At 71.3% G+C, this 13,283-nt stretch carries 11 protein-coding genes and 1 pseudogene; 10 read left to right on the top strand and 2 right to left on the bottom strand.

Annotation, left to right across the window (positions count from 1 at the left end; translation table 11 throughout):
• Positions 1-43: 43 nt before the first annotated feature.
• From CJ197_RS00845 to CJ197_RS15040, 5 genes and pseudogenes are all read left to right on the top strand, one after another.
• Positions 44-1,882: a hypothetical protein gene (locus CJ197_RS00845; RefSeq protein ID WP_146007678.1), complete on the top strand. Its 1,839-nt coding sequence runs from the start codon at positions 44-46 to the stop codon at positions 1,880-1,882.
• 194 nt (positions 1,883-2,076) lie between these two features.
• Entirely contained in the window at positions 2,077-3,393 is a 1,317-nt protein-coding gene (locus CJ197_RS00850; RefSeq protein ID WP_102234871.1) for a UDP-glucose/GDP-mannose dehydrogenase family protein, read from the top strand.
• Positions 3,394-3,468: 75 nt separating this feature from the next.
• Positions 3,469-4,788 carry a M18 family aminopeptidase gene (locus CJ197_RS00855; RefSeq protein ID WP_102234872.1) on the top strand — a complete coding sequence of 440 codons (1,320 nt, stop codon included), beginning with the start codon at positions 3,469-3,471 and terminating at the stop codon, positions 4,786-4,788.
• Positions 4,789-4,810: 22 nt separating this feature from the next.
• Complete coding sequence (locus tag CJ197_RS00860; protein WP_158239320.1) at positions 4,811-6,181, top strand: acyltransferase; 1,371 nt, start codon at positions 4,811-4,813, stop codon at positions 6,179-6,181.
• A 45-nt stretch (positions 6,182-6,226) separates the two neighbouring features.
• Positions 6,227-6,913: pseudogene (locus CJ197_RS15040) on the top strand (SGNH hydrolase domain-containing protein); the annotation flags it as partial.
• 25 nt (positions 6,914-6,938) lie between these two features.
• Here CJ197_RS15040 and CJ197_RS00865 read toward each other — a convergent pair.
• Positions 6,939-7,214, bottom strand: coding sequence for a hypothetical protein (locus CJ197_RS00865; protein ID WP_158239322.1), 276 nt, complete (start codon positions 7,212-7,214; stop codon positions 6,939-6,941).
• A gap of 73 nt (positions 7,215-7,287) precedes the next feature.
• Between CJ197_RS00865 and CJ197_RS00870 the strand changes: the two genes are divergently transcribed.
• Positions 7,288-8,040, top strand: a complete 753-nt coding sequence (locus CJ197_RS00870) for a uroporphyrinogen-III synthase (RefSeq protein WP_158239323.1) — start codon at positions 7,288-7,290, stop codon at positions 8,038-8,040.
• A 5-nt stretch (positions 8,041-8,045) separates the two neighbouring features.
• Positions 8,046-8,435: a hypothetical protein gene (locus CJ197_RS00875; protein WP_102234874.1), complete on the top strand. Its 390-nt coding sequence runs from the start codon at positions 8,046-8,048 to the stop codon at positions 8,433-8,435.
• Here CJ197_RS00875 and CJ197_RS00880 read toward each other — a convergent pair whose 3' ends face one another.
• A complete protein-coding gene (locus CJ197_RS00880) occupies positions 8,436-9,818 on the bottom strand; it encodes a glutamyl-tRNA reductase (protein WP_102234875.1) in 1,383 nt (460 codons plus the stop codon).
• Positions 9,819-9,899: 81 nt separating this feature from the next.
• Here CJ197_RS00880 and hemE point away from each other — a divergent pair, with 81 nt between their 5' ends.
• Genes hemE through hemQ form a run of 3 tightly spaced genes read left to right on the top strand, consistent with a single transcriptional unit; the run spans position 9,900 to position 13,272 of the window.
• Positions 9,900-11,135, top strand: coding sequence for a uroporphyrinogen decarboxylase (gene hemE / locus CJ197_RS00885; protein WP_233190568.1), 1,236 nt, complete (start codon positions 9,900-9,902; stop codon positions 11,133-11,135).
• Positions 11,132-12,568, top strand: coding sequence for a protoporphyrinogen oxidase (gene hemG, locus CJ197_RS00890; protein ID WP_102234876.1), 1,437 nt, complete (start codon positions 11,132-11,134; stop codon positions 12,566-12,568). Before hemE ends, hemG begins: the two co-directional genes overlap by 4 nt.
• A complete protein-coding gene (gene hemQ, locus CJ197_RS00895) occupies positions 12,568-13,272 on the top strand; it encodes a hydrogen peroxide-dependent heme synthase (protein ID WP_102234877.1) in 705 nt (234 codons plus the stop codon). Before hemG ends, hemQ begins: the two co-directional genes overlap by 1 nt.
• Positions 13,273-13,283: the final 11 nt, after the last annotated feature.

Consider the following 13,283-nt stretch of genomic DNA (forward strand, 5'->3'; position numbering starts at 1 on the left):
AGCACCTCTCGACAGGGGCGCCCACAGGCGCGATGGGATCTCAATGACCACACTGGCTAGCGGCGAGGTCCGCGGCGCCACGATCGAAGACAAGCCCGACAAGATCGTCGATCCAGCTCCTCTCTCGGACCGACTGCCCCCTGCCGCCGGCCCGTTCTGGACCGTCACAGCGGTCGTCTCCGTGGCAGTGCTTCTGGCGGTCAACGTCACGGTCTCCCGTACTGCGGTCGCTCCGAGGACTCCCTGGGACGAGATCGTGCCGTTGCAGATGGCGAGAGAACTTGCCGGGCAAGGTCCGGTATCGCAGATGTCGGGGGCGGGCTACTTCCCGGGATGGGCGATCCTCCTCACTCCGATCTGGTGGTTCACACAGGATCCGGCCGCCGTCTACACGGCCAGTATCGGCGTCGTCATCGCACTCGCGATGGTCACGGTACTTCCCTTGATGCAAATCGCCCGGCTGCTCGGCCTGCCGACGGCCCAGGCGGTGACCGCCGCGGCCCTCACCCTGTCCGTTCCTGCTCGCACCGTCAACGCCGACTACGTCCTCGCTGAGAACCTCTTGGCGCTGCTGGTCGCCTGTTCGGCGCTGGCGGCCTTCCGGCTGTGGCAGCGCCCGTCTCCGCTCACGCTCTTTCTCTTCATCCTCGCCGTGACTGCGGCGTACCTGACGCATGCGCGCGCACTTGCCGTCGTCCTCGCCGCTGCCGTGTGGCTGCTGCTGTTCGCCTTGCGCGACTGGCGGGTCACGGTCGGTGGAGCCGCGCTGCTGGTCGGCGGCTATTGGCTGGTCAAACTGTTGGTGGCTGAGATCACGATCCCCATACTGCTGTCGGGATTCGGGCAGGGCGAACTGCTCGGCGACAAGCTCGAGAATCTCGCCCCTGGCCCGTTCCTCCGAGTCGCCTTCGCGCAGGCGTGGGGGCAATTCGCGGGCTCCTTCGGCGTCACCGCCCTCGGACTCGTCGTCCTCGCCTTCTTCGTCTGGCGGGAGCTGCGCACGCTGCGTGTGGGCCCATACGGCTTCATGGCGGGGCTGTTGTTCGTCGCCTCCGCCGTCTCGGTGATCGCCTGGTCGAACGCGGGGCCGCAGGAACGTTTCGACGCCCAGGTATATACCCGCTATATCGACCCGTTCGCAGTGCTTGCGATGCTCTTGGGAGTAGTCGCCCTTCTGCGTACGGTGCGCCGACCGCTCCTGCTTGCCGCAGTCGGGCTGGTCCTTGCCGACACGGCAGTGGTGCTGTTCAAGGTAGCGCCTTGGGCGAACACCTGGGGCACGATGTACGGGCCCGCGAACTCCGCCGCGATATTGGCGTGGGCTCCCCTGCGACCGTCCGATCCTTTCCCGCACCCTCTGATCCCGGCGCCGGGGAATGCGAACGAGCTCTGGTTCTGGGCAAGCCTCTGCCTGGTTTCCGGCGTGCTTGTGATGCTCGCAGTCCGCACCCGACCCCGCGTTCTCGCGATCCTCATGCTGATCTCGTTCGCCGTGCTCTCCCTCTTCGCGAATCCCTCCCAGTCGCGAGACTTTCCGGCGCCGTTCACGGAAGCCCTGGAGTCAGCCGAGGACACCGCAGGAGCCCCGGAGGGATCGCTGTCTGTCGACCTGGACATGGAGTGTCACGGACCTGCGCTGACCCACCACCAGGTGACGAACTGGTCCGGTTTCTGGCTCTCGCCCCGAGAAGTGGAGACCATCGATCCTCGCCGAGGCGAGAGCTACGACTCCGACATCGTCATCGCCTGCGGCGACTGGCCGAGAGGACAGGAGATGGGGGCGGAGGCCATCGCGGGATCCGGGTACTACACGTACAAGGTGTGGGTCCTCCCAGGTGAGCTGCAGGACGAACTCGAGGAGGCCGGGCTCCTGGTCGAGTGACCGCGGCCCGCGCAGGGCCCGAGGACTCCGCCGACCACGTCGGCCCCGGATCGCGGACCGCGGGCCCGATCCGAGGGCACCCGGACGTCACCTCGGTGAGGCCGCCTCATCACCCTGGGAGTGCGCCACAGCACTGACCAGCCGTGGAGGGCGTTTCGGGCCGGGACCCGCGACCACCGGTTACCATCGACGACATGCGAATCACCACCGTGGGATGCGGGTACCTGGGCGCGGTCTACGCCGCGTCGATGGCGTCGATCGGGCATGAGGTCCTAGGCCTGGATGTCGACCAGAAGAAGATCGATAACCTCGCGGCGGGGATCCCGCCGTTCCACGAGCCGGGCTTCGACGAGCTGCTGCGCGAGGCCCTGGACACCGGGCGGCTGACCTTCTCCACCGACTACTCCCTGGCGGCAGATTACGAGGCGCATGTGATCTGCGTGGGCACCCCGCAGCAGGTGGACTCCGCCCGCGCAGACCTCACCTATGTGCATGCCGCCGTGGACTCCCTGATCCCGCATCTGCAGGACCACCACGTGGTGCTGGGCCGCTCCACAGTGCCCGTCGGCACCGCGGACTCTCTGGTTCAACGGCTGCGCGACGCCGGGGTGCAGGCCCCGCTGGCGTGGAACCCGGAGTTCCTGCGGGAGGGTTTCGCGATCGAGGACACCCTGCGCCCGGACCGCATCGTGTACGGCCTGCCGGAGGATCCCGCGGAGGCCGCGCGGGCCCGCGAGGTACTCGATGGGATGTACGCCACGATGCTGGAGGCCGATACCCCGCTGGTGGTGGGCAACTACGCCACCGCCGAGCTGGTGAAGGTCTCCGCCAACTCCTTCCTGGCCACCAAGATCTCCTTCATCAACGCGGTCGCGGAGGTGTGCGAGGCCACCGGCGCGGACGTGTCCGTGATCGCGGAGGCGATCGGCCTGGATGACCGGATCGGCCCGAAGTTCCTGCGCGCCGGCATCGGTTTCGGCGGCGGCTGCCTGCCCAAGGACATCCGCGCCTTCATGGCCCGCGCCGGTGAGCTGGGCGTCACCGAGGCCCTCGCCTTCCTGCGCGAGGTGGACCATGTGAACAACCGCCGCCGCGACCACGTGGTGAACATGACCCGCAAGGCCCTGGGCGGTTCCTTCACCGATAAGCGCATCGCGGTGCTGGGCGCTGCGTTCAAGCCCAACTCCGATGACACCCGCCAGTCCCCCGCGCTGTACATCGCCTCGAAGCTCTCCGGGCGCGGCGCGGATGTGGTGGTCACCGATCCGGCGGCGAACTCCCGCGTGCACGCCGAGCGGCCGAACCTCGCCGTGGCGGAGGACGCCTACGCGGCAGCGACCGGCGCCGATGTGGTGCTGCTGCTGACCGAGTGGGATGAGTTCAAGCAGCTGGACCCGGTGAAGCTGCGCGAGGTGGTGGGCACCCCCCACATGATCGACGGCCGCAATGTGCTGGATCCGGCGCAGTGGCGTGAGGCCGGCTGGACCTACCAGTCCATGGGTCGCCCCTGATCGCTCCCGCGCTGTTGACCTGAGCAGTCGCCCCGTCCGGCCCCTGTGCCGGGCGGGGTTTGCTTGAATAGCAGGATGACCCACACCGCCCCCGCCCCGTCCGCTGCCGCCCGCGAGAACGCCCTGGACCTGGGTGCCTTCGTCACGGCATCCCCGTCGAGCTTCCACGCCGTGCGCGAGAGCGCCCGCCGCCTCGAGCAGGCCGGGTTCACGCGCCTGGAGGAGACGGAGCACTGGGAGCGCGACGATGTGGCCGGGAACCGCTTCGTGGAGCGCGATGGGGCGATCCTCGCCTGGTCCGCGCCCGAGGGCGCCGATGCCCGCTCGCCGTTTCGCATCGTCGGCTCGCACACCGACTCCCCGGCGCTGAAGCTCAAGCCCAACCCGCAGCTGGGCGCGGAAGGCTTCGCCCAGGTGGGCGTCGAGATCTACGGCGGGCCTCTGCTGAACTCCTGGCTGGACCGGGAGCTGCGGATGGCCGGGCGCCTCACCCTGCGCGATGGCCGCAGCGTCCTGGTGGACACCCCCGGGCTGCTGCGTGTGCCGCAGCTGGCGGTGCACCTGGACCGCGCGGTGAACAAGGAGGGCCTGGCCCTGGATCCGCAGCGGCACATGCAGCCGATCATCGGCCTCGGCGAGGTGGATGTCCTCACGGTGCTGGCCGAGCATGCGGACGTGGAGCCCGTGGAGATCGTCGGCATGGATGTGGTGACGGTGGATGCGCAGTCCCCCGCCCTGTTCGGCGTCCGCGAGGAGCTGCTGGCCTCCGCCCGCCTGGACAACCTCTCCTCCGTCCACGCAGAGGTGCAGGCCCTGATCGCCCTCGCCTCCGGTGAGCGGGAGGAGCCGGCCGCGGGCGGTCCCGCCCCGATCGCGCTGATGATCGCGAATGACCACGAGGAGGTGGGTTCGGCCACGCGGTCCGGTGCCGGTGGCCCGTTCCTCGAGGATGCGCTCGTGCGGATCCATGCGGCGCTCGGCGGGGATGACGTCTCGCGCCGCGAGGTGATGGCTTCCTCGCTCGTGCTCTCGGCCGATGCCGGGCATGCCGCCCACCCCAACTACCCTGAGCGGCACGACCCGGTGACCCGGCCGCGGCTCGGCGCGGGGCCGATGCTGAAGATCAACGCCCAGCAGCGGTATGCGACCGATGCCGTGGGCATCGCGGCCTTCACTGCCGCGTGCGAGCGCGCCGAGGTGCCGCTGCAGCATTTCGTGTCCAACAATGCGATGCCCTGCGGCTCCACCATCGGCCCCATCACCGCGACGCGCCTGGGCATGACCACGATCGATGTGGGGATCACGCTGCTGTCGATGCATTCAGCCCGGGAGATGTGCGCGGCCGTGGATCCGCTGTTGCTGCAGCGCTCATGCAGCGCGTTCCTGGCGGGCTGAGAACCGCCCCGCTCCTTCGACGATGACAACTGCCACCACCCCGCCATCCGCCCCTGCCCGATTCCGCCCCGATCTGCATGGGCTGCGCGGCCTCGCCATCGGCCTGGTGGTCCTCTACCACGTGTTCGCCGATCGGGTCTCCGGCGGCGTGGACGTGTTCCTGTTCCTCTCCGCGTTCCTGCTGGTGGGCACGTTCGTGCGGCGCGCCGATGCCGGGGAGCCGATGCGCCCGGCCGCGTACTGGGCCCGGGCCTTCAAACGTCTGCTGCCACCTGCCGCGGTGACGGTGCTGCTCACGCTGCTGGCGGTACGGCTGCTGCTGCCGGCCGAGCGGTGGATGCCCGCGATCACCGATGCCTTCGGCTCCCTGCTGCAGGTGGAGAACTGGGTGCTGATCCACCGCGGCGTGGACTACTACGCCCCCGAGCAGTCCGGGGCGTCCCCCTTCCAGCACTTCTGGTCGCTATCCGTGCAGGGGCAGATCTTCCTGCTGTGGCCGCTGCTGATCGCACTCACGGTGACGATTGCCCGCGCCCTGGGCCGATCCGTGCGCAGGGCGCTGGTGATCCTGTTCCTGCTGCTCCTGGTCTCCTCGCTGGCCTGGTCGATCCACTCCACCGCGACGCAGCAGACCATCGCGTACTTCGACACCGCCGCCCGGGCCTGGGAGCTCGCCGCCGGATCGCTGCTGGGGATCCTCCTACCGGCGTGGGAGCAGCGGCGCGCCACCGGCCGCCCTCGCGGACGGCACCGAGCGGTGCGACGTTCCCGGTCCGCACCCGCCGCCGTGATCGGCTGGTTCGGGCTCATAGCGCTCATCTCCTGCGGCCTGCTGCTGGACGTGCAGGGGGCCTTCCCCGGGTGGATCGCCGCCTGGCCGCTGGGCGCGGCGGCGCTCGTGCTGTGGGTAGGCCGCACAGGACATCGCTTCGGCCCGGACCGCTTCCTCTCCTCGGCGCCCCTGCGCTTCCTCGGCGACGTCTCCTATGCGCTCTACCTGGTGCACTGGCCGCTGCTGACCCTCCACCTGGTGCGCACGGGCGCGGAGCGCGCCGATCCGGTGACCGGCGCGGCCATCATCCTGCTGTCCCTGGTGCTGGCCTGGCTGCTAACACGCTTCGTGGACACGCCGTTCCGGCGCTGGCGGTGGGCGGGAGCACGGGCCCGCCGCTCCGGTCTGGTGGTGCTCAGTGTGCTCGTGCTCGCTCTGCTGCCGGTGCTCGGTGTGCAGCAGCAGCTGCTGGCCGCCCAGAAGGCAGCCCTCGAACAGGCCGGAACCCGCCATCCGGGTGCCCGCGTCCTGGCTCCGGACTGGGCCGGGGATCCCGCGATCTCTGACCCGATGGTCGAGCCGCTGCCCACTGCGGCCCTGGTCTCCCGGGACCGGGGGTAGCTCGACGGGCCCTGCACCGGGCCGCTCACCCCCACGGATCCGGACCTCGCCGAGGACTGCCGTATGAGCGCGCCTGATCCGGCTGGGCCCGATGCACCGGTGCTGCTGGTGCTAGGGAATTCCCGCGCCGAGCAGGCGGCGATGAGCGTGGTGGAACCCGCCCGGGAACACGGCTGGCAGGTGGTGCTGATCCGTCAGCGCAGCTGCCCCTTTATTCCCGGCGAGAGGGACCTCGTCAGCCCGGAATGCGCCGAGCACAATCAGGCCGCTCTCGCATATCTGCAGCAGATCTCCCCCACGGCGGTGATGCTCGAGACCACCCGCTCATCCTCCGGCCAGCCCGAGGTGGCGAGCCCTGTCCTGGAGGAGACCGTCGGCGATCTCCTGGCCGACGGGATCGCGGTGATCGCCCTGCGCACCACTCCCCGTTTTGCAGAGAATCCCAACGCGTGCCTCAGCAAGGGTGGGGACATCGCCTCCTGCACACTGACGCAGGACCAAACCCTCCTGGCGCCAGAGCGCCCTGATGCAGCCGCACTCGCGCAGCTCGCGGAGGCAGGCCCGCTGCATCCGCTGGATCTCACGCCGGTGATCTGCCCGGGAGGCGTCTGCCCGCCGGTCATCGGGAACGTCCGGGTGCACCTGGATGCATTCCACATCACCGCCACCTACAGCGCGACCATGGGCGGTGAGGTCGAGCGGCAGCTCGCAGAGTCCGGCTTCCCCTGGTGACGGGCCGGCACCGGTCGCGCCCGCGTCAGTCCTCGGCGTCTGCCCCGCCGAGCTCCCGCACCCGCAGCACGGCCTGGCGCGCCCGCTCCACCGCGTCACTCTCGGCGGGGTGCTCGCGCCGGGCGTCCTTCATGAGCTCCTCGACCTGGTAGTAGGCATCCTCGAGATGCCCGGCCTCAGCGGTGGCCTCGGCGAGCTCGGCGCGCAGGGTGATGGCCTCGTAGGTGGTGGCCTCGCCGTGCTCGAGCAGCTCGAGCAGGGAACGGGTGATCTCGTGGACGCGCTGCTGGGGTGTGCTCATGATTCCTCCACGGTGGGGCGGGTGCCCGATGATGCTACGTCGGCGCCCCTCCTGCTCCGGCACAATGGAGCCCATGACCTCATCGCGTGGCCTGCCCATCCTGGTCCCCGATCCCGTCGGCACCGCCGGGACGCTGCTGGCCGCGCTGCGCGAGGCGGAGCTCACGGTGGACCACTCCCCCTTCGTGGAGCTGCGCGCGCAGCGGGATGGGGATGTGCGGCGCGCCCGCGAGCGCCTGACTGCCGAGGAGGTCGCACTGCTGCTGCTCACCACGCCGCTCGATGCCGAAGTGCTGCTCGCCGATCCCACGGCGTCACTGCCGGAGGGCACGGCGATCGCCGCTGCCGGGGAGGATGCCGCCACCGCAGTGACTGAGCTCGGCCTCGCGGTGAGCCACCATCTTCCCGAGCCGCTGGAGGCGCTGCTCGCTGCTCTCCCTGCCCCCGCGGAACCGGGCGCAGCTGCGCTCGTCGCGGGATCGGCGGCCCTGAATCCGGCGCTCGCCCGGGCCCTGACGGCAGCAGGCTGGAGCGTGGAGGTGGTCGCGACGCATCGGCCCCGCAGCGTGCACCTGGATGCGCAGGTGGTGCGGGATCTGCGGTTGCACGGCTACGGCGCCGTGGTGCTCACCGAGCCGCTGCTCGCGGACCTCGTCGGCAGCCTCGGGGTGCATCGGGACATCCGCGTGATCTCCCGCGATCCCGCCACGACCCGCGCCGCTGAGGCCCGCGGCCTCGTGGTCCACGGGCAGGCGCAGACCCCGGATGCTGCCGGGCTTGCGGCGGCGGTGCGCACGGCGCTCGATGCGCGAAGCTCCGCGGGCTGAGCCGCATGGACATCAACCCGTATGAGACCCGGCTGCGGATGCTGCAGCTGCAGGATGGCGTGCAGATGCAGCGGGAAGCGGTGCCGGATGAGGAGACCGCCGGCTGCCCCGGCTGCCCCTATTTCTGGTCCTGCCCGGTGCCGCATCGCGGCGAGGAGATCCGCTCCGCACCCGAGGTCGATGCCACGCAGCTGGAGGAGATGACGGCGCGGCGCCGCGCCTTCCGGCCGCATGATGAGTCCGATATCGGCTGGACGGACCGCTGGGTCGATGAGGACGGGCTGCACCTGGACCCCGAGGAGATCGAGGAGATCGAGGACGTCACCGCGCAGGATTCCGCCCCGGTGACGGGCCGACGGCGGCGCGAGCGCCGCAGGTTGTTCCGTCGGCGCTGATCAGCGCTGGGACGTTTCCGCTTCGGTCATGGCGAGTACGGGCGGGACGGTGCGGTCGGCCCGCATCCACTGCTGCTCGCTCCCGGTGTGCTCCGCGCCGGTGCGCGCAGTCCCGGGCGGCGCCGCAGCGGTGATGTCGATCCCGAACACGGTGTGGAAGGCCTGGGCGTACTGCTCGGCCCCGCCTTCGGCGGCGATGCGGCGGGCATGCTGCGCCGGTTCATGCAGCACGCGCGCGAGGATGCGACGCACGGATCGCTCCACCTGGGCGGCGGTCTCGTCGGCGGCATCGCGGTGCAGACGGTCGATCTCCGCCTGCGCGGCCTCGGCCACCTTTTGGCGGAGGGCGGCGGTGGCCGGATCCAGGCGGCGGGCCTCGCAGCGGGCGGTGAATGCCGCCACGTGCTCGGTGACGATCTGCTGGGCCTGGGCGTATGCGGCCTGGTCAGTGGGCGGTAGCTTGCGTCGCAGATCCGCCAGCCCCAGGACGCTCACGCCCGCGAGATCCGCCACGCCGGGGTGGACGTCCGAATGCAGCGCCAGATCCAGCACCACGGTGCGGCCGGCCCCTTCGAGATGCTCCGGGTGCAGGACGGTGCCGTGGCCGGAGCAGGCGATGATCAGGTCCGCGGCGCGCGCGGCCGCCCCCAGCTGGGTGGCGGGGATCGGGGTGATGCCGTGGCTGGCGGCGAACGTCTCCTCCCGTCCGGACAGGGAGATGACGCCGATGGCGGCGGGGTCGGTGCCGCGGCGCTGCAGTTCCGCGACGCCGAGCCGGGCGTAGGCACCGGTACCGATCACGAGCACGCGGGCGTCGGCGAGGCCGCCCAGCTGTGCGGCGGCGAGGTCCAGGGCGATTGCGGCCCCGGAGCGGCCCGCGGCGCCGACGGGCGCCTGCGTGGTCACGGCCTTTCCGCAGCGAAAGGCGTGCTGGAACAGGTCATGCAGGAGGGTGGAGGTGCGGCCCTGGGCGCGGGCGGTTTCATAGGCGTGGCGCACCTGCCCGGCGATCTCGGCCTCCCCGATCACCAGCGAGCGCAGCCCGGAGGTCACGGCGTACAGATGCTCCGCGACGGGGGTGTCCACGGCGGCGTCGAAGCAGGCGGCGACCTGCTCGCGCGGCAAGGAGCTGGTGGTGGCGACCGCATCGAGCACCAGGGCGATGCTGTCGTGGAAGCGGTCGGTGTCCAGGTAGATCTCCAGGCGGTTGCAGGTGGAGACCACCACCTGTCCGCGCAGCAGCGCGCCCGGGCCCTCAAGCTCCTCCTCCCGCGCGGCGGCAAGCTCGGTGAGCAGCGCGGGCAGGGAGGCCGCATCCCGGGTCAGCGCATCGAGCACCTCGAGGTCGAGGTGCTCGTGGGTGGCGCGGAGAGCGGCGAGCATGAGCGCCAGTGTAGGCACGAGACGAGGTGACGTGTCATCCCGGTGGTGTCTGATCCTTCGGGCGTGCACAATGGGGGCGTCATGACACAGAACAGCACGTCAGAGCCCCTTTTTGGCGACACTCCGTCAGAAAAGACGCGGCATCTGTCAGATACCGAAATCGCCGCAGGCAGCGCCGCAGGCGGCGCCCCGTCGGCTGCCCCCGTCGGCCCCCGCGAAGGGGCGGGAGCCCTCCCCGCCGACCACCCCGCGACCCGCCCCACCACCGACGGTGGGGTCGCTGATTCCGCGCTGCTGGGCGAGCTGCGTGGCGTGCGCGGCCTCACACCCAGTGTGTGGTTCATGCGACAGGCCGGGCGGTCCCTGCCCGAGTACCGGGCCGCCCGCGAGGGCACCGCGATGCTCGATGCCTGCCTCACTCCCGAGCTCGCCGCCGAGATCACCGTCCAGCCGGTGCGGCGCCACCGGGTCGATGCCGGGATCTTTTTCTCCGACATCGTGGTGCCGGTGCGCCTGGCCGGGCTCGGGGTGGAGATCCGCCCCGGCGTCGGGCCCGTGGTCGAGCATCCCCTGCGCAGCGAGGCGGATATCGCTGCGCTGCCGCAGCTCGGGGAGGACTATGAGGCGGCGCTTGCACCGATCCGTGAGGCGGTCGCGCTGACGGTGCGGGAGCTCGGCACCACGCCGCTGCTCGGTTTCGCCGGTGCCCCCTTCACGGTCGCGAGCTACCTCGTGGAGGGCGGACCGAGCCGTGACCACCTGCGCACCCGCTCCCTCATGCGCACCCGCCCGGAGCTGTGGGCGCGCCTGGCCGCCTGGGTCGCTGAGCTCTCCGGACGGTTCCTGCGCGCCCAGGTGCTCGCCGGCGCCTCCGGGGTGCAGCTGTTCGACTCCTGGGTGGGGTCGCTCAGTGCCGCCCAGTACCTCGGGCACGTCCAGCAGCACTCCGCCGCCGCGTTCGCGCATGTGGCCGACCTGCCGGTGCCGCGCATCCACTTCGGGGTGGGCGCGGCGCATCTGCTGGGGCCGATGCACGCCGCGGGTGCGACCGTGATGGGCGTGGATCACCGCCTGCGCCTGGACACGGCGATCGCTGCGCTCCCCGAGGGCACCCCGGTGCAGGGCAATATCGACCCCGCCGTCCTGTTCAGCTCCGAGCAGGTGCGCCAGGCCGAGGCCCTGGATGTGCTCGCGGCCGGTGCCGGTGCGAGCGGCCACGTGGTGAACCTGGGGCACGGCGTGCCGCCGGAGACCGATCCGCAGGTCCTCACCGATCTCGTCGCCTTCCTGCATGAGCAGCGTCGGGAGCCGCGATGAGCGGTGATGTGCTCGTCATCGGCGGGGGCCTTGCGGGGCTTCTCGCCGCCCGGCGTCACCAGGCCGCTGGGCGCCGCGTCGTGCTGCTCGAGGCGGCCGATGAGGTGGGCGGGGCGATCGCCGCGCAGGACCTCGGCGGCTGCCCGATCAACAGCGGCGCCGAGGCCTACTCGATCAGCGCCGGGGCCGTCGACGCGCTGGCCGCTGAGCTGGGGCTCGAGGAGCAGATCGTCTCCCCGCGGGAGGGCCTGGGATCGCGTCTGGTCTCTGCTGCGGGGGTGCACCGGGCCCCGGCGGCGGCGCTGCTGGGCGTGCCGGCGCGGCCGCTCGCACGGGATGTGCGGGCAGTGCTGGGCTGGCCGGGGGCGCTGCGCGCCGCCCTCGAACCGCTGCTGCCGGCCCGCCTCGGCTCCCGCGACGGGGCAACCGTCGCGCAGGTGATCCAGCGGCGCCTGGGCCGACGGGTGCTCGAGCGGCTGGTCGCCCCGGTGATCGGCGGAGTGCATTCCACCGACCCCGAAAGCACCGAGTTCGCGGCTGCCGCGCCACAGCTCGCCACCGGGCTGCGCGAGCACGGCTCCCTGGTGCGTACCGTGCGGCACCTGCGCGGGAGGAGCACCTCCAGTGCCGGGACGCGGGTGCATTCCCTGGCCCCGACGATGGCGGCGCTGCCGGCCGCGCTGCGCGAGCAGCTGCTGGCCGGTGGGGCGCTGCTGCGCACCGGCACCCCCGCTACTTCGGTGGAGCGCACCGAGCACACCTGGCAGGTGCGAACCGCGGGCGGGGAGCACCTGGAGACGGCGCATCTGGTGCTCGCCTGCCCGCCGGATACCACCCGGGACCTGCTCGCCGAGGCAGCACCGGCGATCTCCACGGCGATCCCGCAGGCCCCATCGGCCCGGGTGCGCCTGGTGGCGCTGCTGCTGGACGCCCCGGCGCTGGATGCCTTCCCCTCGGGCACCGGGGCGCTCGTCGCCCCCGGCACCCCCGGGATCCGTGCGAAGGCCCTCACCCATGCGAGCGCCAAATGGGAGCACATCGCCCGCCAGCTGCACGAAGCCCTGCCGGAGCTGACTGCCCCGCACCTGGTGCGCCTGTCCTACGGCCGGCCCGGCGAGGAGCTGCCGGACCGAGAGGGCCTGGTGGACCTCGCCCTCGCCGATGCCGCCGCGATCCTCCGCACGCCGCTGACGCGCAAGCACCTGCACGATGCGGCGGTGATCGACTGGGACCGTGCCATGCGCCAACGCCTGCCCGGGCATCGCGCGGCGCTGACCCGCCTCACCGAGACCCTCGCCGCGGAGCCGACGCTCGAGCTCGTCGGCTCCTGGCGCTCGGGCACCGGGATCGACGCGATCCTCCGCGCCGAGAACGCCCCGACCACCTCCGATTCTGCCGCCACGTCTCCCACCCGTAAGGAAGGAAACCCCTGATGAGCCCCACCCCCGAAGAGATCGCCACCACCACCCGCTACACGAGCTACACGGTGTTCCGCCGGATCTCGGGCCTCACCGAGGACGGTGACCTCACGCAGGAGGCCTGCGTCACCGCCCTGGAGGAGGTGACCCAGCTGATCGAGGCCGAGGGCGCCGAGCTGCTGGGCTTCTACGACGTCTCCGGTTTCCGGGCGGATGATGACCTCATGCTGTGGCTCGCGGCCGATGAGCCCGCTGCCCTGCAGTCCGCGCTGCGGGAGTTCGAGCGCTCCGTGGCCGGGACCTGGCTGAACCGCGAGTGGGCGGCCGTCGGGGTGCACCGCCTGGCCGAGTTCGCCAAGGGGCACGTGCCCTCCTTCATGGTGCCCGGCACCGAGCGCAAGCAGTGGATCACCGTGTACCCCTTCGTGCGCAGCTACGACTGGTACCTGCTCGAGGACGATGAGCGGAACCGGATGCTGCGCGAGCACGGGATGCTGGGCCGCGACTTCCCGCAGGTGAACGCCAACACCGTGGCCGCCTTCGCCCTCGGGGACTACGAGTGGCTGCTGAGCTTCGAGGCCGATGACCTGCATGACCTGGTGGACATGATGCGTCACCTGCGCTACTCCGATGCACGGCTGCATGTGCGCGATGAGCTGCCCTTCCACACCGGCCGCCGCCTGAACTCCCTCGCGGACGTCGCGGCGCTGCTGGCCTGAACCCCCAGGAG

Source organism: Brachybacterium sp. UMB0905 (assembly GCF_002871795.1).
Classification (GTDB): domain Bacteria; phylum Actinomycetota; class Actinomycetes; order Actinomycetales; family Dermabacteraceae; genus Brachybacterium.

Bases quoted from the DNA above. Each gene is read 5' to 3' on its own strand.
- CJ197_RS00875 (WP_102234874.1), top strand. From the start codon at position 8,046: ATGGACATCAACCCGTATGAGACCCGGCTGCGGATGCTGCAGCTGCAG.
- hemG (WP_102234876.1), top strand. From the start codon at position 11,132: ATGAGCGGTGATGTGCTCGTCATCGGCGGGGGCCTTGCGGGGCTTCTC.
- hemQ (WP_102234877.1), top strand. From the start codon at position 12,568: ATGAGCCCCACCCCCGAAGAGATCGCCACCACCACCCGCTACACGAGC.
- CJ197_RS00865 (WP_158239322.1), bottom strand. From the start codon at position 7,214: ATGAGCACACCCCAGCAGCGCGTCCACGAGATCACCCGTTCCCTGCTC.
- CJ197_RS00855 (WP_102234872.1), top strand. From the start codon at position 3,469: ATGACCCACACCGCCCCCGCCCCGTCCGCTGCCGCCCGCGAGAACGCC.
- hemE (WP_233190568.1), top strand. From the start codon at position 9,900: ATGACACAGAACAGCACGTCAGAGCCCCTTTTTGGCGACACTCCGTCA.
- CJ197_RS00860 (WP_158239320.1), top strand. From the start codon at position 4,811: ATGACAACTGCCACCACCCCGCCATCCGCCCCTGCCCGATTCCGCCCC.
- CJ197_RS00870 (WP_158239323.1), top strand. From the start codon at position 7,288: ATGACCTCATCGCGTGGCCTGCCCATCCTGGTCCCCGATCCCGTCGGC.
- CJ197_RS00880 (WP_102234875.1), bottom strand. From the start codon at position 9,818: ATGCTCGCCGCTCTCCGCGCCACCCACGAGCACCTCGACCTCGAGGTG.
- CJ197_RS00850 (WP_102234871.1), top strand. From the start codon at position 2,077: ATGCGAATCACCACCGTGGGATGCGGGTACCTGGGCGCGGTCTACGCC.
- CJ197_RS00845 (WP_146007678.1), top strand. From the start codon at position 44: ATGACCACACTGGCTAGCGGCGAGGTCCGCGGCGCCACGATCGAAGAC.